This is a genomic window from Burkholderia sp. PAMC 28687 (assembly GCF_001577465.1).
GTDB lineage: Bacteria > Pseudomonadota > Gammaproteobacteria > Burkholderiales > Burkholderiaceae > Caballeronia.
In genome coordinates, this window is the sequence record NZ_CP014507.1 from 179,437 (window position 1) to 201,152 (window position 21,716).

General features: G+C 60.6%; 23 protein-coding genes. 10 read left to right on the plus strand and 13 right to left on the minus strand.

Translation table 11 applies throughout. From position 1 onward, the window contains the following. Positions 1 to 29 precede the first annotated feature (29 nt). From AX768_RS23595 to AX768_RS23605, 4 genes are all read right to left on the minus strand, one after another. Positions 30 to 644, minus strand: a complete 615-nt coding sequence (locus AX768_RS23595) for a DNA-3-methyladenine glycosylase (RefSeq protein WP_062002563.1) — start codon at positions 642 to 644, stop codon at positions 30 to 32. Positions 645 to 733: 89 nt separating this feature from the next. Continuing rightward, entirely contained in the window at positions 734 to 1,747 is a 1,014-nt protein-coding gene (locus tag AX768_RS23600; protein ID WP_062002564.1) for a hypothetical protein, read from the minus strand. 56 nt (positions 1,748 to 1,803) lie between these two features. Continuing rightward, positions 1,804 to 1,929, minus strand: coding sequence for a hypothetical protein (locus AX768_RS34130; protein WP_257722387.1), 126 nt, complete (start codon positions 1,927 to 1,929; stop codon positions 1,804 to 1,806). A 26-nt stretch (positions 1,930 to 1,955) separates the two neighbouring features. Further along, positions 1,956 to 2,219 carry a PepSY domain-containing protein gene (locus AX768_RS23605; RefSeq protein WP_062002565.1) on the minus strand — a complete coding sequence of 88 codons (264 nt, stop codon included), beginning with the start codon at positions 2,217 to 2,219 and terminating at the stop codon, positions 1,956 to 1,958. 161 nt (positions 2,220 to 2,380) lie between these two features. Here AX768_RS23605 and AX768_RS23610 point away from each other — a divergent pair, with 161 nt between their 5' ends. Beyond that, entirely contained in the window at positions 2,381 to 2,878 is a 498-nt protein-coding gene (locus tag AX768_RS23610; protein ID WP_062002566.1) for a DUF6496 domain-containing protein, read from the plus strand. A gap of 75 nt (positions 2,879 to 2,953) precedes the next feature. Here AX768_RS23610 and AX768_RS23615 read toward each other — a convergent pair whose 3' ends face one another. Beyond that, on the minus strand, positions 2,954 to 4,282 hold the full coding sequence (locus AX768_RS23615; protein ID WP_062002567.1) for an aspartate aminotransferase family protein: 1,329 nt from the start codon (positions 4,280 to 4,282) through the stop codon (positions 2,954 to 2,956). 183 nt (positions 4,283 to 4,465) lie between these two features. Here AX768_RS23615 and AX768_RS23620 point away from each other — a divergent pair, with 183 nt between their 5' ends. Further along, positions 4,466 to 5,881, plus strand: coding sequence for an aminotransferase-like domain-containing protein (locus tag AX768_RS23620; protein ID WP_062002568.1), 1,416 nt, complete (start codon positions 4,466 to 4,468; stop codon positions 5,879 to 5,881). A gap of 89 nt (positions 5,882 to 5,970) precedes the next feature. On the opposite strand, the gene AX768_RS32160 is transcribed toward AX768_RS23620, so the two are convergent. The 3 genes from AX768_RS32160 to AX768_RS23625 all read right to left on the minus strand — a co-directional run bounded on the left by AX768_RS32160 (position 5,971) and on the right by AX768_RS23625 (position 7,444). Next, on the minus strand, positions 5,971 to 6,132 hold the full coding sequence (locus AX768_RS32160) for a DUF1328 family protein (RefSeq protein WP_031363615.1): 162 nt from the start codon (positions 6,130 to 6,132) through the stop codon (positions 5,971 to 5,973). 255 nt (positions 6,133 to 6,387) lie between these two features. Further along, a complete protein-coding gene (locus AX768_RS32915; RefSeq protein WP_155524323.1) occupies positions 6,388 to 6,552 on the minus strand; it encodes a hypothetical protein in 165 nt (54 codons plus the stop codon). A gap of 271 nt (positions 6,553 to 6,823) precedes the next feature. Further along, positions 6,824 to 7,444 carry a LysE family translocator gene (locus AX768_RS23625; protein WP_062002569.1) on the minus strand — a complete coding sequence of 207 codons (621 nt, stop codon included), beginning with the start codon at positions 7,442 to 7,444 and terminating at the stop codon, positions 6,824 to 6,826. Positions 7,445 to 7,611: 167 nt separating this feature from the next. On the opposite strand from AX768_RS23625, the gene AX768_RS23630 reads away from it, so the two are divergent. Both AX768_RS23630 and AX768_RS23635 read left to right on the plus strand, forming a co-directional pair. Continuing rightward, positions 7,612 to 9,897, plus strand: a complete 2,286-nt coding sequence (locus AX768_RS23630) for a VTT domain-containing protein (RefSeq protein WP_442857273.1) — start codon at positions 7,612 to 7,614, stop codon at positions 9,895 to 9,897. 20 nt (positions 9,898 to 9,917) lie between these two features. Next, entirely contained in the window at positions 9,918 to 10,694 is a 777-nt protein-coding gene (locus tag AX768_RS23635; RefSeq protein ID WP_231941591.1) for an endonuclease/exonuclease/phosphatase family protein, read from the plus strand. Here the strand turns inward: AX768_RS23635 and AX768_RS23640 are convergent. Continuing rightward, the gene (locus AX768_RS23640) at positions 10,672 to 11,070 is read right to left on the minus strand and encodes a hypothetical protein (RefSeq protein ID WP_062002572.1); all 399 of its coding nucleotides are present in this window, start codon (positions 11,068 to 11,070) and stop codon (positions 10,672 to 10,674) included. The genes AX768_RS23635 and AX768_RS23640 overlap by 23 nt on opposite strands. Positions 11,071 to 11,317: 247 nt before the next feature. Here AX768_RS23640 and AX768_RS23645 point away from each other — a divergent pair, with 247 nt between their 5' ends. The 4 genes from AX768_RS23645 to AX768_RS23660 all read left to right on the plus strand — a co-directional run bounded on the left by AX768_RS23645 (position 11,318) and on the right by AX768_RS23660 (position 16,033). Beyond that, positions 11,318 to 12,508, plus strand: coding sequence for an HlyD family secretion protein (locus AX768_RS23645; RefSeq protein ID WP_062002573.1), 1,191 nt, complete (start codon positions 11,318 to 11,320; stop codon positions 12,506 to 12,508). Continuing rightward, positions 12,505 to 14,073: a DHA2 family efflux MFS transporter permease subunit gene (locus tag AX768_RS23650; protein ID WP_062002574.1), complete on the plus strand. Its 1,569-nt coding sequence runs from the start codon at positions 12,505 to 12,507 to the stop codon at positions 14,071 to 14,073. Before AX768_RS23645 ends, AX768_RS23650 begins: the two co-directional genes overlap by 4 nt. Position 14,074: 1 nt before the next feature. Then, positions 14,075 to 15,610 carry an efflux transporter outer membrane subunit gene (locus AX768_RS23655; RefSeq protein ID WP_062002575.1) on the plus strand — a complete coding sequence of 512 codons (1,536 nt, stop codon included), beginning with the start codon at positions 14,075 to 14,077 and terminating at the stop codon, positions 15,608 to 15,610. A gap of 102 nt (positions 15,611 to 15,712) precedes the next feature. Next, a complete protein-coding gene (locus AX768_RS23660) occupies positions 15,713 to 16,033 on the plus strand; it encodes a YnfA family protein (RefSeq protein WP_062002576.1) in 321 nt (106 codons plus the stop codon). A 27-nt stretch (positions 16,034 to 16,060) separates the two neighbouring features. On the opposite strand, the gene AX768_RS23665 is transcribed toward AX768_RS23660, so the two are convergent. Continuing rightward, positions 16,061 to 17,086, minus strand: coding sequence for a DUF2891 domain-containing protein (locus AX768_RS23665; RefSeq protein WP_062002577.1), 1,026 nt, complete (start codon positions 17,084 to 17,086; stop codon positions 16,061 to 16,063). 429 nt (positions 17,087 to 17,515) lie between these two features. Here AX768_RS23665 and AX768_RS23670 point away from each other — a divergent pair, with 429 nt between their 5' ends. Next, positions 17,516 to 18,811 carry an MFS family transporter gene (locus AX768_RS23670; protein ID WP_062002578.1) on the plus strand — a complete coding sequence of 432 codons (1,296 nt, stop codon included), beginning with the start codon at positions 17,516 to 17,518 and terminating at the stop codon, positions 18,809 to 18,811. 53 nt (positions 18,812 to 18,864) lie between these two features. Here the strand turns inward: AX768_RS23670 and AX768_RS23675 are convergent, their stop codons facing one another. Together AX768_RS23675 and AX768_RS23680 are read right to left on the minus strand one after the other, a co-directional pair. Beyond that, the gene (locus AX768_RS23675) at positions 18,865 to 20,208 is read right to left on the minus strand and encodes a type II toxin-antitoxin system HipA family toxin (protein ID WP_062003624.1); all 1,344 of its coding nucleotides are present in this window, start codon (positions 20,206 to 20,208) and stop codon (positions 18,865 to 18,867) included. Further along, complete coding sequence (locus AX768_RS23680; protein ID WP_062002579.1) at positions 20,208 to 20,468, minus strand: helix-turn-helix domain-containing protein; 261 nt, start codon at positions 20,466 to 20,468, stop codon at positions 20,208 to 20,210. Before AX768_RS23680 ends, AX768_RS23675 begins: the two co-directional genes overlap by 1 nt. A 398-nt stretch (positions 20,469 to 20,866) precedes the next feature. Between AX768_RS23680 and AX768_RS23685 the strand changes: the two genes are divergently transcribed. Then, complete coding sequence (locus AX768_RS23685; protein ID WP_062002580.1) at positions 20,867 to 21,523, plus strand: hypothetical protein; 657 nt, start codon at positions 20,867 to 20,869, stop codon at positions 21,521 to 21,523. Here AX768_RS23685 and AX768_RS33320 read toward each other — a convergent pair. Continuing rightward, the gene (locus tag AX768_RS33320; protein WP_172812017.1) at positions 21,520 to 21,690 is read right to left on the minus strand and encodes a hypothetical protein; all 171 of its coding nucleotides are present in this window, start codon (positions 21,688 to 21,690) and stop codon (positions 21,520 to 21,522) included. The two genes, AX768_RS23685 and AX768_RS33320, sit on opposite strands and share 4 nt — an antisense overlap. Positions 21,691 to 21,716 lie beyond the last annotated feature (26 nt).

Genomic DNA, 21,716 nt, shown 5'->3' on the forward strand with positions numbered 1-21,716 from the left:
CTGCCGAGGTTTGGCAGCCCTTTTACTTTTCAGGCGTTCGGTGTGTCATTCGCGTCCTTTGCATCCTTTGGGAAGGGCTTGCTGAGGAACTTCGATCCGGCGAGGCCAAAACGCCAGGGCACATCCATCGCTTTGGTGATTCCAATGCGCGGCCCCGCGATAACCGGACCTTCTTCTTCCGGCATTTCGATGGAAAACGGCGCCTCGAGCAGCGACATGCCATTGTTTCTATGAGTAATGCCGAGCGCCTGCGCCAGGCGGCCCGGTCCCGAACACAGCAATTTCGCCGGCTCCATACCGCGCCGTTGGCGCATCGCATCGAGTCCGGTCAGCGGTTCGACCGCGCGAATCAGCACCCCCGCGCCATGTCCGGCTTCCCGGCAGACAAAGTTCAAGCACCAGTGAATGCCGTAGGACCGGTATATATAAGCGTACGCGGGCGGGCCGAACATCACGGCGTTGCGCGGTGTGGGCCCGGAAAAACTATGCGATGCCGGGTCCTCGCGATCGTAGGCTTCCGTTTCCACGATCCTGCCGCCCACGCCATCGACGCTCAGGATCGCGCCGATCAAACGGCGTGCGACCTGCTCGGACGGCGCATTGAAATCGTCGGGCGTCGCGGCGCGCAAGGTAGTCGATGTCATGAGCGATGAATTGGTCCGAGCGGATTCGACCGTCACATTAACAAGAATCGCGCCGCTTCATTGGTTTTCGCTTTTAGATTTCAACGCATTCACCGAAAAGTCACCGTCTCGAAGTCAGCCGATGTCCCCGCCGCCTGGCTCGCAAGGTCCCGGATCGCGATGGTCCGCGTGCTCGCCTCGTTCCATGGATTGGTGTACGTCAGCATCATGTTCGCCTTGTCGATACGAATGATCGCGAACGCATGTCCGTCGCCCTTGGACCAGTCGCCGTTGCGCGCGGGTTTGCCGCCAAAGACCATGGCGTAGCGGCTGCCGGCGCCATCCGCGTGTTGCAATAAGTAGCCGGTGATCTGGTCGGGTGTGCTGTGGACATCGGCGAGACGATCGTGATCGCCCGCATGGCCGGCGAGCAATTCCATGACCTTGTTCGTCGGCAGCGCGCCTTGCTTCGGGTCCTTGTGGAAATACTGGAACATTGCGCCGACCACGGCCGCCGCGCCCGGATCGCCTTTGCCGAATTGATCGAGCTCGCCCGGATTCAACCGGTAAACCGTCGCGGGATCGCCCGGCAGGCTGACGTTGTAGCTGCCATCGGAAGTCAGGGTGACTGCCCGGCGCAAGATGGCCGCGCCGGTTTGCGTATTGGAGAACGCCTTCACCACGGAAATGCCGACGCAATCGCCTTCGCTGCTTTGATTCAAATGCGTGCCGATGGGACTCGCGATCTGGGTTCCTGGCATCGACACACTCCACTTGCCGAACTCGATCGCGCTGCCCTTGGCGTCGCGCCGAAGCGCATTGACGCTTGCGCCGGCGTTGAATGTTCCATCGGATAATGACGCGATGATGTTGTGCGCGTCCGTCATGAGGTTGTCCCGCGCGCCGCCGTCACGTTGCATGGCGTCCTGGAAATTCTTCGCAGCCTGGGTGATTTGCGTGCGCTCTGCGTTGCCGATGGTACCGTTACGGCTCTGCTGAAGCGCTTGAACAAGCTGGCGATACGTGCTTTCTATGTCGCCAGACTCCGCATGCGCGATGCCTGCAGCGCCGAACGTCAGCGCGCACGCCAGGAGTGAAAGTCGCGACAGTGCAGCTCGGGTCATTGTTTCCTCTCAGGGACAGTGGTTCGTTGAGAGGGACAACAATCTATGCCCGGGCTTTATTCCATCGGTTCAGCCTTGGCGTCGCGATGATACGCGCGTTGATCGTCGCGGCTGATGACAAGCAGTTCGAAGTGACGACGGATGGCGTTCAATGGTTGAGCATCGATAAGCGATCCGTTCACTCAGCCCTGTAATTCCTACAACGAACTCAATGCTTCAGCTCGTTCTTCATCAGCGCACCTGAACGCGGATCGACGTGGATGTCGTAGAACTGGCCTTGTTTCGTGGCTTCGCCTTCCCAGTGTCCATCGTCGGCTTCGAGGCGCACCGCGTCGTAACCCAGCGCCTTGACCTTCGCGATGGCCGCATCCTTCGATATCCAGTCGGCGCCCGGCTGGTCGTGCGCGAAGGCCGCACTGCTTGTTGCAAACGTGAAAATACATGCGAGGGCAATACCTGCTTTCTTCAACATTGGCTGTCCTTAATGAATCAAATATGATGGCCTTCAAAATCTAACATAAGGCTTACGTGCAAGTGTGTGATTCATTGTCGCGACATTCGGCCAGGGCGTTGGCATAGCCATTGCAAGGTTTTCCTCGTCGGACCAACGACGGTCTTTAATAGGAGTCCATCATGCCGGAGAAGAAAACCATCGAACGTGCGCACGCGGCGAAGCGCGCGGGTAAATCGTCGAGCACGCAGGCCGGTGCGTTCGTGAAGGAGCAAGTCGATCACGTCCGCGAAGGCAAACATGGCGCGAAGTCCGCGAAGCAGGCGATTGCGATCGGGCTGTCGGAGGCACGCAGATCGGGTGTCGGCGTGAAGGCGCCGAAGAAAGGTACGACATCTGAAGGCGCACGCAAGAAAGCGGCGAAGGATACGCAAGCAGGTCAGCACAAGACGAAACGCAGCGCGAGCACGGAATCGAAGGCGAAACGCTCGGCCACGTCCACGCGCGTGCTCAAGCGCGAAGGCACAAAGGCGGCTTCGCGCACTGCGCTGTCCCGCCAGACGCATGCGAGCGCGAGCCGGCGTTCGGCGGCTGACCGTTCCGCATCGGCGAAAAAGGGCTGGGCCACGCGGCGTAAAGCGGCTTCATCGAAGGCGAGCACTGCAAGGCCCGCGCGTTGAAGCGGGTTTTTTTGATGCGAAAAAGGCCGTTCCGGTCAATGCTGGAACGGCCTCTGTACTGTCACGCCAACCGCGTTACTTGACCGTTTCCAGCACCTTGCGAACCGTGCTGAAAATCTGCTCGATCTGATCATCTTCAATGATCAGAGGCGGCGAGAACGCCAAAATATCGCCCGTATAACGCACGAGAACGCCTGCTTCGAAGCACTTCACAAATGCCTCATACGCACGCGCGCCCGGGGCGCCATCGCGAGGCTGCAACTCGATACCCGCAACCAGTCCGAGATTGCGGACGTCCTTCACATGCGGCGCATCGCGTAACGCGTGGGCTGCTGCTTCGAACTTTCCAGCCTTCGATGCCGCGCGTTCGAACAACTGATCGCGGGCATACAGGTCGAGCGTGGCGATGGCGGCAGCGGCTGCCATGGGGTGCGCGGAATAGGTATAACCGTGGAACAACTCGATGCCATTCACCGCGCCCGCGTTGACGACCGTGTCGTGCACGTTGCGATGCGCGGCCACGGCGCCCATTGGAATGCTGGCATTGTTGATGGCCTTGGCAAGCGTCATCAGGTCCGGCGTCACACCGAAGAACTCAGCGGCGGTTGCCTTGCCGAGACGGCCGAAGCCGGTGATGACTTCATCAAATATCAGCAGGATGCCGTGCTTCGTGCAAATCTCGCGCAGCTTCTGCAGATAACCTTGCGGCGGCACGAGTACGCCGGTCGATCCCGCGAGCGGCTCGACAATAACAGCCGCAATGGTCGATGCGTCGTGCAGCGCGACAATGCGTTCGAGTTCATCGGCAAGATGGGCGCCCCATGCCGGCTGACCCTTCGAGAACGCATTGTGATCCGGCGCATGCGTATGCGGCAGATGATCGACGCCCGGCAGCAACGCGCCCGAGAACGTCTTGCGGTTCGGTCCAATCCCGCCGACCGAAATACCACCGAAACCCACGCCGTGATAACCCCGTTCGCGGCCGATCAGCTTCGTGCGCTGTCCTTCGCCTCGCGCGCGGTGATAGGCGAGGGCGATTTTCAGCGCGGTATCGACTGATTCGGAACCGGAGTTCGTGAAGAAGATGCGGTCGAGCCCTTCGGGCATGATCGCCGCGACTTTCGTGGCTGCTTCGAATGCAAGCGGATGGCCCATCTGGAAGGTCGGCGCGAAGTCGAGCGTGGCGGCCTGATGCTGGATGGCGGCGACGATTTCGTCGCGGCAGTGGCCCGCATTCACGCACCAGAGGCCGGCGCAACCGTCGAGGATTTCGCGGCCATCGGTCGATTTGTAGTACATGCCCTTCGCACCTTCGATCAGGCGCGGCGCCGCTTTGAATTGCCGGTTCGAGGTAAAGGGCATCCAGAACGACGAAAGGTCGTCGATGACGGGGCGCGAAGTCATGTGAAATCTCCTGTTAGAACACGCAATGTAGTCCTCGATAAAAACCCACGGCATAGACAGTTGTCCTGTCGCGCGAAGAACTGTGCTGGCAGAATGATGGGAACTGTATTGGTGACGCCGCCGCAGGTGCTGCACACTGGTCCGGCTGGTTCACTTCCTTGATCATCCTCTTTTCAGCGATTCATGATCGAACTTCAACTGGACCGCGACCGGGCGCAGGCGACGCTCGTCGAGCAACTCGTGACTGCGTTCTCCGGCGCGATCGAACAGCAGACGCTGCGAGCCGGGGCGTTGCTGCCATCGGTACGTCAGCTTGCACAAACCGAACGCCTCAGCACGTTCACGGTCACCGAGGCATATGGACGGCTTGTGTCGATGGGACTCGTCGTCGCGCGGCGCGGTTCCGGCTACAGGGTGGCGGCGCGCACGGCGGCCGCGCCCAGGCGCAGCGTCGCGTGGCAACCGCCGAGCCTGACCGCAACCTGGCTGCTGTCCGATGTCTTCGCCGATCACTCCGTGCCGATCAAGGCCGGCTGCGGCTGGTTGCCCAATGAATGGGTCAACGAAAGCGGCCTGCATCACGCGTTGCGGTCGGTGAGCCGCGTACCTGCCGCACGCATGGCGGACTACGGGCATCCGTATGGTTTCGCGCCGTTGCGCGAACGCATCGCCGAGCAGCTCGACAGGTACGGCCTGCCGGCGGACCCGGCCGCCAACGTGCTGTTGACCGCGGGCGCGACGCAAGCGCTCGACCTCATCGTGCGCACGCTTTTACGGCCCGGCGACAAGGTGATCGTCGAAGATCCCGGTTATTGCAATCTGCTGCAGATCCTGCGGCTCGCAGGGCTGACAGTGCTGGGCGTGCCGCGTACGCCGGCGGGTATCGATACCGATGTCCTCGAGCGGCTCGTCCTCGAACACAAGCCCAAGGCGATCTTCGTCAATACGACGCTGCAGAATCCGACCGGCGCGACCTTCGGCATGGCGGCGGCGTTCCGTCTGCTGCAGATCGCCGAACGCCACGGCTTGTGGGTGGTGGAAGACGATGTCAGCCGTGAACTCGTACCGCCCGGCGCACCGCTGCTGGCGGCGATGGAAGGCCTGAACCGCGTGCTTTATATAGGCGGATTTTCGAAGACCATCACGCCGGGATTGCGCTGCGGTTACGTAGTCGCGGAGCGCGACGTGTTGCGCGAACTGGCGCGCACGAAGATGGCGGTGGGGCTGACTTCATCGGCGGCGACGGAGCGCATTGTCGAGAAGGTGCTGACCGAAGGACGCTACGCGCGGCACGTCGAAGCGGTGACCGAGAAGCTGAAAGATGCGCACCTGGACGTGGAAGAACGCATGGATGCGCTTGGACTGGAGGTGTTTTGCAAGCCACGCGCCGGGTTGTTCTTGTGGGCGCGCCTGCCGGTCGAAGCGGAATACGCCAATGAACTGGCCACGCAGGCGCTGGAACATGGCATCTGGCTCGCTCCTGGCTCCTACTTTCGTCCAGACGATGCCGCCAGCGAGTGGTTTCGGTTCAATGTGCCCTATTCAATGGAGGATGCATTGTGGAGGTTTATCGAAGGTTGGAAGGGGAGGTTGCGCTGATCTCTGCCCACGCCACACGCAAAAAAGCGCGGGCATCCCCGCGCTGTTTTGCGTCACAACGGTGTTCCTGGATCAGGAACACCGCGGCTTCATCGCCTGAATACGCCGAGCAGCAACGTAGCCAGGAAGATCACGATAAAGATGAAGAACAGGATCTTCGCGATCTCGGTTGCGCCACTTGCGATACCGCCGAAGCCGAAAAATGCCGCGATGATCGCGATGATGAAAAAGATGACAGCGTATCGAAGCATGAAGCCCTCCAAAGGGTCGATTTATCGGATTGGTTTGCGTGCTGGCTTGACGCCCGGCCGCTTTGATTGCTTGAAATGCCGCTGTGTCCTGCAGCGCGGTACTTAGAGCAACCCTCGTGCCCAAAATGCGCATCCCGCTAAAAAAGGGCGCGATAAACAACCAGGCCGCAACGGAGCCGCAAAAAAAGCCGCACTGCGTTGCGCAAGTGCGGCTGATGGGGAGCGCCGGCAGGCGCTGCAAACGTGAGAGACGTGTTATCGGCGGGGCGTGCCGGAGTCGGGTTCGTCGTCGAGATCGTCCTCGTCGGCGTGGTTTAGCGCGTCCGGCAGGTTGTTCTCGAGTTCATCGCGTTCAATCTGATCGGCGAGGTCGAGGGACTTGCGTGTTGCGGGACCGGACGGGCGGTTAGCTCCAGACATGGCGACTCCTTGGGAGATTTCAAAGCCGCGCCAACAGGGCGCGAGTTGATCGGGAAGCAAGCTTCATACGTGCCTGTCGATCCCCCGGTAGGGCGGAATGAGCGCAGTTCTTGCCGCTTTGAACGGCTAAAGTTGCAATGAGGCTGCATATTTTGCGCGGCGGCAGGCAGGTCCAGTATGCGCCGCCTTGAGCAAAATAGGCTGAATCCAAAAACGCGAAGCGTCAAATACGGCGTCCTCTGCGCAACGTATGGCTCGCTGATTACACGAACTACGCCAGCGCGCGCTCCACGATCGGGTACAGGGACAACACGAGCAAGGCGGCCATCGTCCAGTTGAAAAACCGTAGCGAACGCGGATTCGTAAGCACCTTGCGCATCGACGTGCCGAACGCCGCCCACATGATGATGCAAGGCATCCCGACCACGATGAATACCAGTGCCATGAGCACGGCGTTCATGGAGATGCTCGAATGCAGATGGATGGTCGTTGCGGCAGTCAGGACCATCATCCACGCTTTCGGGTTGATCCACTGGAACGCAGCGGCTTCGATGAAGCGCATGGGGCGGCGCTCGCCTTCACGGACTTGCACGGCCGATGAATTCGCAATCTTCCACGCGAGGTACAACAAATACGCCACGCTGAGCGTTTCCAGCAGCGTGTAAGCCCAAGTGAAGTGCGCGAATGCCTGCGCCACGCCGAGTCCGGCCAGAATCATCAGAATTGCCACGCCCACGCTGATGCCCAGCACGTGGGGCATGGTGCGGCGCAAGCCAAAGTTCACGCCTGATGCAAGCAGCATGGTGTTGTTCGGGCCGGGTGTGATGGAGGTGACGAGCGCGAACAACAACGCGGCGGGCAGTGCGGTCATCAAGGCGGCATCGAGATGCATGGCATTCCTGGTCGGACGGTTCTCAGGTTCAGAGCACGAGTGTATGAGGACTGATCGGTACAGTACCGGTACAGAACGGCAGTTCGTTCCCTGTACGGTGTTTTCCGGGACGTCATGCTGTTTTGCCGCGCTGCAGCGCCAGGCACGGTGCTTGCAAAAATCTTTCGATGAGCCTCGACCTATCTACCCGTGCCCTATCGTTAGGCCAACGCATGACAGACGACGCGTTTTTCCAGCCGGGCCGCAATTGCGACAGTGTTCGCCATGCTGACCGATTCAGTCTGCTGATCGACGGCTCGGATTATTTCCGCGTGCTGCGTGAGGCGATTACGCGAGCGCAGCGGACCGTGTTCATTCTCGGCTGGGACATCGACAGCCGCATGAAGCTCACGCCCGAAGGCGCCGACGACGGTTATGCCGACGCCCTCGGCGACTTCCTGCACGATGTCGCGGCGACACGAAAGCGCCTGCGCATTTACATTCTCGCGTGGGATTTCGCGATGCTCTACGCGTTCGACCGCGAGTGGCTGCCGGTCTACAAAATGGGTTGGCGCTCGCATCGGCGGGTCGCGTTCCAGATGGACGGCAAGCATCCGATGGGCGCATCGCATCATCAAAAGGTCGTGGTGATCGACGACAAACTGGCGTTTGTCGGCGGCATGGACCTGACGCGTTCGCGTTGGGACACGCCGCGGCACGACGCCAATGATCCGCTGCGCCGCGACGCGAACGGCGAGCGCTATCAACCGTTTCACGATGTCCACACGATGTTTGACGGCGACGCCGCGCGGTCAATCGGCCTTCTGGCGCGCGAGCGCTGGCAACGTGCATGCGGCCGGCGTTTTGCGATCCGCTCGCATCGGTCGATGAGCGAGAACGACCCGTGGCCGCCGTCGCGCAAGGTGGATCTAGAGAACGTCGAGCTCGCGATTTCGCTGACCGAACCCGCTTTCGACGGACGGCCTGCCGTGCAGCAGATTCGCCAGCAGTATCTCGATGCCATCGAGCGCGCGCAGCGCTCTATCTATATAGAGAACCAGTATTTCACTGCAGGTTCTGTCGGCGGGGCGTTGAAGGGAATGCTCGAGAAGCCGGATGGCCCCGATATCACCATCGTTTCCCCGCGCATGCAAAGCGGCTGGCTGCAGGAAATGACGATGGGCGTGTTGCGTGCGCGATTGCATCGGATGCTCAAGGGCGCGGACGCGCACGACCGCTACCGGCTGATGTCGCCTTGCGTGCCGGGGCTGGAAACCGGTTGCGTGAATGTGCACAGCAAGCTGATGTTCATTGACGACGATTTGCTGCTGGTCGGATCGGCGAACCTCAACAACCGGTCGATGGTGCTCGACACTGAATGCAACATCGCCATCGATGCCGACGGCGACCCGCGCATCCGGGCGGCGCTTGCCGGCATGCGCAATACGCTGATTGCCGAACATCTCGGCTGCGAGACTGCCGAGTTTGCCCGCGAATTCGACGCGCGCCAGAGCATGAACGACGCAATCGCAGCATTGATGAAAGATGCTGGCGAACATCGCACGCTGGAGCGTTTGAACCCGACCGTGACGCCGGATGTCGACCGGCTCGTGCCGCCGGAAGCGTTGATCGATCCGGAGAAGCCGGTGGAGGCTGATCAGCTCGTGGGTCAGTTCGTGCCGATGGAAAAGCCGCATCGGCTGATCGGCAGGTTTGCGTTGCTCGGCGTGCTGGCATTCCTGATTGTCGGATTCGCGGCCGCCATGCATTGGACGTCGCTTGGCGACTACCTCAATCTCGCCGCGCTCGCACGCCAGACGCGCCGTATCGATACGCTGCCGCTCGCGCCGCTTTGGGTCCTGCTTGCGTATGTGCTGGCGGCGGTCGTATCGATACCCGTCACGCTCCTGATTGCAACTACCGGCCTTGTATTCGGCGCGGCATGGGGCAGTTTTTACGCGCTCATTGGAACGCTCGCCGCGGCGGCCGTGACGTATCTGTTGGGCGAATGGCTTGGCCGTGATGTGGTGCGGCGCGTGGCCGGTGCGCGCGTGAACAAGCTCAGCGAACGCGTCGCGAAACGCGGGCTGGTCGCGGTCGTCATCCTGAGGATCTTGCCGGTTGCGCCTTTTACGATCGTGAATCTGGTTGCGGGCGCATCCATGATCGGCCTGCGGGATTTCATGCTTGGTACATTGATTGGCATGGGGCCGGGTATCTTGCTGACAGTCGCGTTCGCGCATCAACTTGTGGCGTCGCTGCGGCATCCGACCGCCGGGTCCTTTGGCGTGCTGATTGGAATTGGCGTGGTGCTGGTGGCGGTATCGGTGTTGCTGCAGCGGTTCCTCGGCCGCAAGGAGCGTGCGGAGGAAGGCGAGCGCCGGCGCCAGCGTGACGCGCAACCGCCGCATGAACGTGTTGTGGATGTCGAAGTCGAGGCGCCCAAGGAAGCGGCTCGCGAGGTAAGCCCATGACGTCGATGCACGAAGTTCGCATGGAACCGCCTTCGCCGTTGTCGTTGTCCCCGCTCTCTTCGCGCGGTCTCCGGATCGCCACATACAACGTTCATGGTGCGGTCGGCGTGGACGGCAAGCTTGCGCCGGAACGGATCGCGGCGGTGCTTGCCGAAATCGATGCCGATATATTCGCGCTCCAGGAAGTCCCCTTGGGCGGCAGCGCCGCGCCCGATGTGCTCTCGATCCTGCAACGTTTGACGGGTCTTCATGCAGTAGAGGGTCCCACACTCGATACCCCTGCGCGCCGTTACGGCAATGCGGTGCTTACGCGCTTCCCGGTGCGCGCGGTCCGCACGCTCGACCTTTCGTTCAAGAGCCGCGAACCACGCGGCGCCCTCGATGCGGATATTGATTGCGGCGGGGAAACATGGCGCGTTGTCGCGACGCATCTCGGGCTGGCATCGAGTGAAAGACGCGCGCAGGTCGAGCAGGTGCTGCAACGCTTCGATACGCCGGATCTTCCCGTGATTCTTCTAGGCGACCTCAACGAGTGGTTCATTTACGGCCGGACGCTGCGCCGGCTGGTTTCGCATTTTTATCGCGCGAGTTCGCCGAAGACTTTTCCCACGCGATATCCCCTGTTCGCACTGGATCGCATCTGGGTGCATCCCGGCGAGCGGCTCGTGAAGGTCGAGGTGCATAGGAGCGCGCTGGCGCGCGTGGCGTCGGACCACTATCCGCTGATTGCATATTTGTCAGCGCCGCTTCATGCACATACTCTCGCGCCAAACGTCAGACCGAATCTTCCAGAATGACACTCGTTGTTCCTGGCTCGCTTTGAAAGCCGGCCTCGTAATTGACGGTATGCGCATCGAAATGCTGGATCGCACGAAGCAGTCGCGGGGAGAACGTGGCGCCGAAATGAGCGATCAGCTTCTGGCGTTCGGCGGCGTCCGCATGGGCCAGGGCTTTCAGCTCCGCAAGCGGAATGCCGACAAAAAGATCGAGCGGGAAGGGCGGAGGATTATCGTCCGGGGAAGGCGGCGTGCGGATGCGCAGACCGGGCAGGAGATGCGACTCGAGTTCCATGGAGAAAACAAAAGCCTTGTTCTCGGGCGACGCAGTTTTGGCTTCGCTCAGAAGGCTCGGTGCGACGTCTTGAAGTGCGGATATTTCTTGTTCGCTAAGCATGACAAAATCCTTTCAGAACGCGGGGAGAAACAAATCGCCGTTTGTAAGTCCGGTAATGGCTGCATCCCGGATATTAATGAAAAGAGTACGAAAACCTGAGGCATGATGTTTGCTGCAGCACTCCGCTTGCGCTGAACCGCTTGCGGGTAAGACACCATCGGCGCCCGAACCCCTATCTGTCGACCTCTTGCCTGGCGTGAGGAACTGGTCCTGCGCGCTTCAGGCTTGAACGAGTGAGAGAAGCCTGATGCCTGATCAAGACGAAAAACCTGACCACGACGCCGAGCATTCCGACGATAAAAAGGAAGACTCAAAAAAAGACGATGCCGGCGACGACAAAGACAAATCCGGCGACGATAAAAAACAGGGTGATGACAAGGACAAAAAAGACGACAAGAAGAAAGGCCCTGGAAAAAAGCCGCTCATCATTCTCGGAATCATTGTCGTCCTGATCATCATCGCGGGGCTGATCTGGTGGTTCGCAACCCGCAATCAGGTGAGCACGGACGATGCCTACACCGACGGCGATGCGGTCACCATCGCGCCGAAGGTTTCGGGTTATGTCGTGGTCATGAATCTCGGCGACAACAAGTTCGTCCATAAGAACGACCTCCTGATCAAGATCGATCCCCGCGACTACCAGGCGCAACTCGATCAGGCGAATGCGCAACTCGGCCTCGCCAAGGCGCAGCTCAACGCGGCGCAAGTGCAACTGGCTATTGCGCGAGTGCAGTATCCGGCGCAACTCACGCAGGCCAAGGCACAGCAACAGTCTGCACAAGCGAATCTCACGCAGAGCCGGGCCGCGTATGAACGCCAGCATTCTGTGGACGTTCGCGCAACGTCGCAACAAAACATCGATACCGCCAACGCGCAGCAACAAAGCGCGCTTGCCAACGTCGCGCAGGCTCGCGCGCAGGTGAAGACCGCGAGCCTCGTGCCGCAACAGATCAGTCAGGCCCAGGCTACCGTCGACGAACGCCGCGAGCAGGTCCATCAGGCAGAAGCGCAAGTTGAAGCGGCCGCGCTCAATCTCTCGTACACCGAGTTGCGCGCCCCCGCCGATGGCTGGGTCACAAAACGCAATGTGCAATACGGGACCTTCCTGCAGGCAGGCACGTCGATCTTTTCCCTCGTGACCACCACTGTCTGGATCACGGCCAACTTCAAGGAATCGCAGCTCGAGCGCATGCGTCCGGGCGACGCGGTGGATGTTTCCGTCGATGCCTATCCGGACCTGAAACTGCATGGTCACGTGGACAGCATCCAGCTTGGCAGCGGCTCGCGCTTCTCGGCATTCCCTGCGGAAAACGCGACGGGTAATTTCGTGAAAATCGTGCAGCGCGTGCCGGTGAAAATCCTGATCGATAACGGCCTGCAACCCGACTTGCCGTTGCCGCTTGGTCTTTCCGTCGTGCCGAAGGTGATGCTGAAATGAGCGAGCGCGCCGACTGGAAGCCGAAGTCCAACCCGTGGCTGATCGCGGTGGTGGTCACGCTCGCGGCGTTCATGGAAGTGCTCGACACAACGATTGTCAACGTCGCGCTGCCGCACATTTCGGGCGCGATGTCCGCAAGCTACGACGAAGCCACGTGGACGCTGACCGCGTATCTGGTGGCGAACGGGATCGTATTGCCAATCTCCGCGTTCTTCTCGAAACTTTTGGGACGCAAGCGCTATTTCCTGATTTGCATAGCGGCTTTTACAATGTGCTCGCTGCTGTGCGGCCTCGCCACCAACCTGTGGCAACTGATCATTTTCCGCGTGCTTCAAGGTTTCTTTGGCGGCGGTTTGCAACCCAACCAGCAGTCCATCATCCTTGACACGTTTCCACCCGAGCAACGGGGGCGCGCGTTTTCGATATCCGCCGTGGCGATCGTGGTCGCGCCCGTGGTCGGCCCGACGCTCGGCGGGTGGATTACCGATAATTTGACCTGGCGCTGGGTGTTCCTGATCAACGTGCCAATTGGCGTGATCACAACCATCGCGGTGATGCAGTTTGTTGAAGACCCGCCGTGGGAGAAGAAAAAGGATCGTAAGGAACTCGGGCTGGATTACATCGGCATCGGCCTGATTGCGCTGGGCCTGGGGTGCCTGCAAGTGTTCCTCGATCGCGGCGAGGACGACGACTGGTTCAAGTCCGGCTTCATCACCACGTTCGCGATCCTGTCGGCGATCGGCATTGTTGGCGCGATATTCTGGCTGCTCTACGCGAAGAAGCCGGTCGTCGATCTGCGCGTGCTGAAGGATAAAAACTTCGCGCTGAGTTCCATTTGCATGGTCGGCTTCGCCAGCATTCTCTATGGCAGTGCGGTGCTCGTTCCGCAGCTTGCACAGCAGCAACTCGGGTACACCGCCACTCTTGCGGGGCTCGTGTTGTCGCCCGGGGCGATGATGATCGTCGCCATCATTCCCATTGTCAGCAAGCTCATGCCGATCATACAAACGCGCTTCCTGGTTGCGTTCGGTTTCTTCCTGATGTCGTGCGCGTTGTTCTTCACACATCACCTCGTGCCGAATATCGACTTCAAGACGCTGACCATCATGCGAAGTTCGCAATCCATTGCGATTGCTTTCCTCTTCGTACCGATAACAACCCTCGCGTATCTGACGCTCAAGCCGTCGGAGAATGCGGACGCTTCCGCGCTCTTCACAATGTTTCGCAACGTCGCGGGATCGATCGGCATTTCGCTTTCCACCGCGATGATCGTCGAGCGCACGCAGGCGAACATGGCCCACATGTCCGTGCACATGACAACGCTCAATCCCAATTACAACGATTCTGTACAACGCATGACGCGCACACTGATGGACATGGGCCAGACCATGCAACAGGCCATGACGACAGCAACCGGCCTCATGTACAAGCAGTTCATATCGCAGTCCACGATCCTGGCTTATCTCGATGTGTTCGGCGCCGTCGCGATCTTTGCGTTGTGCTTCGTCCCGGTGACGTTCTTCTTTTCACCGGTGAAAGCTTCGGGCGGCGGAGGAGGGCACTGAGATGAACAAACGCCTGACTTCGTTATCGATTGCATTGCTTGCGCTTTTCACGAGTGCCTGTTCCGTCGGCCCGAATTTTACGGAGCCCGACGCAAAAGCGCCTGATAACTGGCGTGATTTGCAACGCATGCAAAACCCGCCGGACGATATGCGCATCCCGCACGCGGGCGTGCCGACCATCATCGATACAAACGCCGATCCCGATCCGCGCTGGTGGCGCGGATTCAACGACGCCACGCTCAACTCACTGATCGATCGCGCCATTGCGGGGAATCTCGATTTGCAGAGCGCGGTGCTGCGCATCACGGGGGCGCGCGAACAAGCCGTGGCTGCAGGCGCACAAGGTTTGCCGCAAGTCAGCGCAAACGCGAGTTATATGCGCGAACAACTCGGACTCAAGGGCATCCTCGAATCGCAAGGCGCGTTCGACCAGATCAATGCGCTTGGGGCGAACGCACCGCGCGTGCGAAGCGCCATAGATTCGGCGACCGGGCCGGTCAATCTCTTCCAGGACGGCTTCGATGCATCGTGGGAACTCGATCTGTTCGGCCGCGTGCGACGCTCGGTGGAATCGGCCAATGCGCAGACGCAGTCGGCTGTCGAAAATCGTAACGATGCGCTCGTCTCGCTCGAAGCCGAAGTCGCGCAGACCTATTCGCAACTGCGCGGCGCACAGTTGCTCAAGCAGATCACGCTGGCAGAAATCGATTCCGAGCAACAGATTCTCGACCTCACGCGGGAACAGGCACGCGTCGGCCTGACGAGCCAGAGCGATGTTCAAAGCGCAACGGCGCAAGTCGGCTCGCTCCAGTCGCAGCTTCCCCAATTCGATGCGCAGATCGCGCAAGCCATGAACGGTCTTGCCGTGTTGACCGGCAGCGTGCCGGGCGCGCTCGATGCCGAACTCGAAACGCCCGGCGCAGTGCCGCCAGCGCCGCCGAGCGTGCCGATCGGCTTGCCATCGACACTTGCTCGGCGGCGTCCGGATATTCGTCGCGCGGAAAGCGATCTGCATTCGGCCACGGCCGAAGTCGGCGTGGCGGTCGCGCAGATGTACCCGGATATCTCGTTGACGGGCAGCGTCGGGACGCGTGCCACGCGCGCCCGCTATCTCGCGCACTGGTCGAGTCTTTTCTATTCGGTGGGCCCGAGCATTTCCCTGCCGATCTTCGAGGGCGGCGCGCTGCGGGCGAACGTGCGGATCGCGAAATCGCAAGCCGCGGAGGCGGCGCTGCAATACCGGTCGACCGTGCTGAAGGCGCTGCAGGACGTGGATAATTCGCTGGTCTCGTACAGGACCGATCAGGACCGGCGCGAGGCTCTCATGCGAACCGTGGAGGCCAACCGCATCAGCCTGCAGCTCGCCACCGACAGCTACAGGAAAGGGCTCGTGACGTTCATCACGGTTCTCGATGCCGAACGGCAACTCGCCTCCACGCGCCAGCAACTCGCGCAATCGACGGTCAGCGTGACGACCGATCTGATCGCGGTGTACAAGGCGCTCGGCGGGGGATGGGACGAGGGCGCAACGGGCTGAGGCTGCGTTTGCCTCGGCGATTGCGCTTGCGAATTCGCTTGCATTGGGCGGCGTGGTGAGTTCTGCTGTGGGTCCTTTGCACGCTCGCCAACTGCTTCCGTCATGAAGACCATCCTGCTTTATGTGCTCACCGCGATCGCCGAGATTGTCGGCTGTTATCTTCCGTATCGATGGCTGAAGGAGGGCGGCTCGCCATGGCTCCTCGTGCCCGGCGCGCTATCGCTGGCACTCTTCGCGTGGCTGCTCACGCTGCATGCAAGCGCGGCCGGACGTGTGTATGCGGCGTACGGCGGCGTGTATATCGCGGTGGCGATCATGTGGCTGTGGGCCGTTGAACGGATCCGGCCGTCGAGCTGGGACTGGGCCGGGATGGCGATCGCGCTGGTCGGCATGAGCGTAATCGCATTCCAGCCGCGTGGTTGAAGCTTTGCGCTTCGGGCTTACAAAGCCTCAGGCTTCCAGCGCCAGCAGCGCGAAGGTCGCAAGCCAGTGTTCGCCCATGTAGTCGCCGGCTACGTGCGCGAGTCCGGCCGCAAGGTGATCGTGGGCCGTGGCTTCGAGCGCGCTGATCCGGGCATCGCCGGGTTTCAGTGAACGTGCGAGCGAGCGCTGGCACCAGGCGCGGCTCAGGTTCAAGCCATCGAGGTGCGCAAGCTTGCCGTCGCTTCTGTCCGTGACCGTTGCGGGCGTGAAAAGCGTCGCCGGTTCGCGCGCAACAAGCCGTGGCAGGAAGCGGTCGAACCATCCTTCGAACTCGGCCGGCGGCAGCACGCGCCGCATCAACTCGGCTTCAATCAGCGACGAAGACAGGAACTCATCGCCGGCTGGTTCCCACGCCTGGCAAGCGGCATCGTTCAAGTACCAGCGACGGGCGGTATCGATGATCAATGTCTCGAACGCCGCGTTGCCAACCTGGCGCGCATACCCCACTGACAATGTCAGCGCGAACGCCGTATTGAAGTGCGTACCCACGCGCAGCGGATACGTGGACTTCGGCAGGAACTCCGTAAAGCGATTCACGAAGGCTGACGCGAGCGGCCTGAGCGTATTCGCCCAACGCTGGCCGTCCGGCGTTTTCATCGATTCAAGCTGTCCGGCGAGCGCGAGCAGCCATGCCCAGCCGTAAGGACGCTCGAAGCCGCGCGCCTCCGGACGTTCCAGATACGCGACTTCGGCGGCGACGTTGGCGGCCGTGAAATGGTCGTCGATCAACGCGCGGATTCGCGATGCTTCCGGAAAATCCGGAAACCGGTCGATCAGCCGTGCAATCAGCCAGTAACCGTGAACGCAGGAGTGCCAGTCGAAGCTGCCATAGAAGATGGGATGCAGCGCGCGCGGACCTTTGACATCGGCGGCGCTGCCCATCACGTGTTCGAGTTTGTTCGGATATTCGCGCGTGAGGTGGCCAAGCGCGAGCGCCGCAAATTTGGATGCAAGGGCGGCGTCGAGCGTCGGGTTCGATGACTGCGGGTTCATTGCGGTTCTCCAGAAAAAATCGAGCGTCCGCAATTATGGCAATAGTTGGGCTCGCCGTTTGTCTTGTCTTTTCGCCCGGTCAGGGTAATTACCAAGCGCTTGCAGAGCGCTTGTCTGTAAGCTTCGCGCGGGCGCGGCCGCACATTTGAGTGACCGGCCGGTAACCGTTGATAGGGCTGCAATCCTTGCTGCGAAAGGCACCTGCGTGAAGCCGATCATGACACCCGTCTTGTGTCGTGAATCTCGCTGTAAGCACAAAAGCGGGTAACTGTCATCACGCGCCAAGCCGGGCCGCGTCGTATAAACTTGCGCCCGAACGCCCTGGCTTACGCAGGCGTCATCTTTTCCACCGGCACCCGACCGGTTCAAGAGCGGCCACGAGCCGCCGTTTTTCCGCTGTTTTCATTACGCGACAGGAGTCCAATCAGCATGGCCGAACTAGCCCTCTCCAAATCCGCGGATACCCGGCGCCGCGTTCTCGCGATCGTCGGTGCGTCGTCGGGGAACCTCGTCGAGTGGTTCGACTTTTATATCTACTCGTTCCTCGCGCTGTACTTTGCGCCGGCGTTTTTCCCGAGCGGCAATCCGACCACGCAGTTGCTCAACACGGCCGGCGTATTCGCGGCGGGCTTCTTGATGCGGCCAATCGGCGGCTGGATGTTCGGCCGTATCGCCGACAAACACGGCCGTCGCACTTCCATGATGATCTCGGTTTTGATGATGTGCGCGGGCTCGCTTGTCATCTGTTTCCTGCCTACCTATTCGAGCATCGGCGCATGGGCGCCATTTTTCCTGCTGATCGCGCGGCTGTTCCAGGGTTTGTCGGTGGGTGGCGAATACGGCACGAGCGCTACTTATATGAGTGAAGTGGCGCTGCAGGGACGACGGGGGTTTTTCGCGTCATTCCAGTATGTGACGCTGATTGGCGGACAGCTCGCAGCGTTGCTGGTGCTTGTCGTCTTGCAACAAGTGCTGAGCACGGATGAGCTGAAGGCATGGGGGTGGCGCATTCCGTTTGGCATTGGCGCGCTTGCGGCACTCGTCTCGCTGTACTTGCGCAAATCACTCGATGAAACCACGACCGCCGAAAGCCGCAAGCTCAAAGAGGCCGGCACGCTGCGCGGCCTGATGCAGCACAAGACTGCGTTTTTGACCGTGCTGGGATTCACAGCGGGCGGGTCGCTGATCTTCTACACGTTCACCACTTACATGCAGAAGTATCTGGTGAACACAGCCGGCATGCACGCCAAGACAGCGAGCAACGTCATGACCGCTGCGCTCTTCGTCTACATGATCATGCAGCCGGCGTTCGGCGCGCTGTCGGACCGGATCGGCCGGCGTACGTCGATGATCTGGTTCGGCGTGCTCGCGACCATCTGCACCGTGCCCATCCTGCATGCGCTGAAGGATGTCACGAGCCCGATCGTGGCGTTCGTGCTGGTCGTGGTCGCATTGGCTATCGTGAGTCTCTACACATCGATCAGCGGATTGATCAAGGCCGAAATGTTCCCCGCCGAAGTGCGTGCGCTGGGCGTGGGTTTGTCGTATGCAGTGGCCAACGCCGTGTTCGGCGGCTCGGCCGAGTACGTGGCGCTGTTCCTCAAGTCCATTGGCAGCGAGTCGACGTTCTATTGGTACGTGACGGCGCTGTGCGCGATTGCGGGGATTGTCTCGTTCCGCATGCGCGATTCAGCTAAGGAAGGTTATCTGCGCGACGTGCCTTGATAATCGGGTAACGAGCCGGATAATGCGCAGCAGGACCTTCGGGTCCTGCTTTTTTATTTGTCCGGCATCGCTTCGAGCGCGGCGACGGTCTTGCGAAGTCCATCGAATATGCGGTCCGAGACTTTTGCCGGAAAATCGTCCGGCAATTGCGCCGCCACTTGCTCGATCACGCGCGGCGTGTCTGCAATCAGACGCTGGATGATCGGTTCTGCAGTATTGCCGTACGAACACCTCGGCGCCATGGCGTTGAAGTGCCGGCGCTGGATATCGCGAAACGCATAATGACGATGCTTGCCGGCAATGGCCATCGCGAGTTTCGCCTTGAACCACGACCACTGGCTTGCGCCTTTGCCCTCCACGGGCCAGATCGACATGACATCGTAGAGCGGCGTCAGCCTGTACTGACCGCGCGGCAGGATCCGGATGCTGAAGTTTTTCGCGTGGCCATCGGGCGCGGCAAGCAGCCAGAACAGAATCTGCGCGGTCAGCAAGGTTTCGACGTCGTCGCTTGCCTCGTTGGATTGCTGAAGCACGCGGGCCAGATCGATCACGCCCGGACCGCCTTCGTTTTCATATTTCTTGTGCGACGGCAGCCCCATCACCTGGCAGAAATCTTCTTGCGGCAAACGCAAAAGCCACTTGCCGCTCGAATGCATCTGGCGATCGAAACGCTTCACGCTCAGCACGCGTTGCTTGCCGAACGTCTCGATGCTCGTCTCCGCCACCGGCAAACCATAGGCGCGCAGCAGATGCATGCAGAGCCATTCGTTCTCCACTGACGTAGTCAGATCAGCGCGCCGGTTTCCGACCAGACCGAGCGGAAGTTTCAGGATGTGCGTAGTAGGCGTCGCGCCGTGGGGTTTCATCCATTGGCCGTCGTGCCAGAGCAGCGCGGTTTTTTCCTGCGCGCCGGCGAGCGAGATGCGGAAGTCATCTTCGTCATCCTGAGCACCGAAACCGAAGTTGCCGCCCGTCTGGGTCAGCAAGGTCTCGATTTCGCGCTCGGAGAGCGGCGTTCCGTCGATTTGCTGCACACCCGCCGGTTCGTCATCGATACCCAGAAGCTGGACCGCGCCCACGCAATCGCGGCCGATCGCCTGCAACAGGTCGAAGGTATCGAGTGTCTCGGTCCGGAAGCGCCGGCCGATGCGCTGGCGGATGGCTTCGCTGTCGGGCAGCAGGTTATCGAAGTAGTTCAGCACGCGCTCGCCTTTGAGCGGGGCGTTGTCGAGCGGAATGGGAAGCGACAGCGACAACGGCCGCCCGATGTCGGAAACCGCCCACGCGGCGTCGTACTCGAACTCCATGGGTCCGCGATTAGGAATTTGCCAGACGCCCATGCGCACACCGTTGGCCCATACGGACAACGCGCGGGAATGCGATTTGCGCCCGGTCATCACCATTCCGGTGTTGATTCCTGGGTGATTCGGATCGTGGCGTCGCCCCGGTCTTCGACCTGCAATTGCAGGCCGTATGCGCCGAAAAGCGCCAGCAACTGGTTGAGCGTCAACGCGCCGGAGTCGGCTTCGAGCGTCGAGATACGGCTTTGGCTCACCCCTATCCGGATGGCAGCTTCAGCCTGTGTAAGGCCAGCGCGCCGCCGTCCCGCTGCAAGGATTTCGCCCATTTGATGGGAGGTAGCAATAGGCTGCCGCATGGCGATTTATCTGTGACACGAATAAACGTATTTTATTCGTGCAGCGAATATTTGTCAAATATGCGTGTGGCGAATAAACGCCAATTATCTGCCACACGAATAATTTTCATTTATTCGTCTGGCAGATATCGGCTTGCCAGAGGGGGGCGGGGTGGGTCTGAAAGCGAAAAACCCGTCAAATTGACCGATTTTTTCCACCGCTGCGGGTTTTCACGCTTCTTCAGACAAAACGCACAATAATGAGATGACGGTAAGATGCGGTCAGATGCCCACAGGCGACGCCATTGCTTACATTTTCGGCAGCGTCGCTGCAATGACGGGCTCGCCAGGACCCGAGCGTCGAGCGCATGTGCCCCGCTGCGCGACGCTTGCGAGTCCGTCTGCTTGGAGACTAGCCCATGGAAGATTTCGATGAAACGTTGTATGTAGTATGGCGGAGCAACCTGAACGTGCTCGCGGGATCGCCGGCGGGCGGCGCGAGGATTGCGCGCATGATGAGTTTTTCGCCGTCGCATATGAAGCTGATTCTGGCCGGACGACGCGACTTCAGCGAAGAGTTCATCCGCGGCGTGGAAACGGTAACTGGCCTGCCGCCGCGCTGGATGGACGACCGTCACGACGGACGCGACATTCCGCCTGAAACGCAGCGCGCGATGGATGAGGAAGCGCCGGCGGCGGTCTTTCGCGGCAATGCCCACCCAGCGCCCAAACGGCCGGTGTTACGCGGGCCTGAACCGCTGCTGTCGCAAACGGAAGCCACACGGCGCATTGCCGACCAGGCGCTGCAGCAAGGCGAGACGCTGCGTCGCGACCAGATATTCCGGCGCAACCGTGATTTGCTGCTGACCGATCTGCGTCGCGTGGAGCGGCAATTGTCGATGGTGCAGCTCGACAGCATCAATGCGCGCGCGGAGGATATGGGTGCATCGGGCAAGCTGGACGGGCCCGTGCGCGCCGATCTCGCAGGGCGTATCGAACAGATCGACAAACATCGGGCCATGCTGATGCAGCACGTCGAAAAACTCGCGACCTTGCTGACCGGTCTGGAAGACTAGCCTGGCAGCTTTTTACGCAACTCGGCTTCGGGCTCGAACGAGATGGCGACCGGGTCGCTTGCAGGGAAGCTTTCGTCCAGTGCTTCGTCGAGGGCAGACTCGACGTGTTCGGCCTCCACGGACGCGGGCTCCGACTTTTGAGGCGGCTTGGCTTTCGATTTCGGCATGGCGGCTCCTTGAGTGAACCAGCAGG

Excerpts from the sequence above, each read along its gene's own strand:
- AX768_RS23595 (WP_062002563.1), bottom strand. The coding sequence starts at position 644 with ATGACATCGACTACCTTGCGCGCCGCGACGCCCGACGATTTCAATGCG.
- AX768_RS23600 (WP_062002564.1), bottom strand. The coding sequence starts at position 1,747 with ATGACCCGAGCTGCACTGTCGCGACTTTCACTCCTGGCGTGCGCGCTG.
- AX768_RS23605 (WP_062002565.1), bottom strand. The coding sequence starts at position 2,219 with ATGTTGAAGAAAGCAGGTATTGCCCTCGCATGTATTTTCACGTTTGCA.
- AX768_RS23610 (WP_062002566.1), top strand. The coding sequence starts at position 2,381 with ATGCCGGAGAAGAAAACCATCGAACGTGCGCACGCGGCGAAGCGCGCG.
- AX768_RS23615 (WP_062002567.1), bottom strand. The coding sequence starts at position 4,282 with ATGACTTCGCGCCCCGTCATCGACGACCTTTCGTCGTTCTGGATGCCC.
- AX768_RS23620 (WP_062002568.1), top strand. The coding sequence starts at position 4,466 with ATGATCGAACTTCAACTGGACCGCGACCGGGCGCAGGCGACGCTCGTC.
- AX768_RS32160 (WP_031363615.1), bottom strand. The coding sequence starts at position 6,132 with ATGCTTCGATACGCTGTCATCTTTTTCATCATCGCGATCATCGCGGCA.
- AX768_RS32915 (WP_155524323.1), bottom strand. The coding sequence starts at position 6,552 with ATGTCTGGAGCTAACCGCCCGTCCGGTCCCGCAACACGCAAGTCCCTC.
- AX768_RS23625 (WP_062002569.1), bottom strand. The coding sequence starts at position 7,444 with ATGCATCTCGATGCCGCCTTGATGACCGCACTGCCCGCCGCGTTGTTG.
- AX768_RS23630 (WP_442857273.1), top strand. The coding sequence starts at position 7,612 with ATGAGCCTCGACCTATCTACCCGTGCCCTATCGTTAGGCCAACGCATG.
- AX768_RS23635 (WP_231941591.1), top strand. The coding sequence starts at position 9,918 with ATGGAACCGCCTTCGCCGTTGTCGTTGTCCCCGCTCTCTTCGCGCGGT.
- AX768_RS23640 (WP_062002572.1), bottom strand. The coding sequence starts at position 11,070 with ATGCTTAGCGAACAAGAAATATCCGCACTTCAAGACGTCGCACCGAGC.
- AX768_RS23645 (WP_062002573.1), top strand. The coding sequence starts at position 11,318 with ATGCCTGATCAAGACGAAAAACCTGACCACGACGCCGAGCATTCCGAC.
- AX768_RS23650 (WP_062002574.1), top strand. The coding sequence starts at position 12,505 with ATGAGCGAGCGCGCCGACTGGAAGCCGAAGTCCAACCCGTGGCTGATC.
- AX768_RS23655 (WP_062002575.1), top strand. The coding sequence starts at position 14,075 with ATGAACAAACGCCTGACTTCGTTATCGATTGCATTGCTTGCGCTTTTC.
- AX768_RS23660 (WP_062002576.1), top strand. The coding sequence starts at position 15,713 with ATGAAGACCATCCTGCTTTATGTGCTCACCGCGATCGCCGAGATTGTC.
- AX768_RS23665 (WP_062002577.1), bottom strand. The coding sequence starts at position 17,086 with ATGAACCCGCAGTCATCGAACCCGACGCTCGACGCCGCCCTTGCATCC.
- AX768_RS23670 (WP_062002578.1), top strand. The coding sequence starts at position 17,516 with ATGGCCGAACTAGCCCTCTCCAAATCCGCGGATACCCGGCGCCGCGTT.
- AX768_RS23675 (WP_062003624.1), bottom strand. The coding sequence starts at position 20,208 with ATGACCGGGCGCAAATCGCATTCCCGCGCGTTGTCCGTATGGGCCAAC.
- AX768_RS23680 (WP_062002579.1), bottom strand. The coding sequence starts at position 20,468 with ATGCGGCAGCCTATTGCTACCTCCCATCAAATGGGCGAAATCCTTGCA.
- AX768_RS23685 (WP_062002580.1), top strand. The coding sequence starts at position 20,867 with ATGGAAGATTTCGATGAAACGTTGTATGTAGTATGGCGGAGCAACCTG.
- AX768_RS33320 (WP_172812017.1), bottom strand. The coding sequence starts at position 21,690 with ATGCCGAAATCGAAAGCCAAGCCGCCTCAAAAGTCGGAGCCCGCGTCC.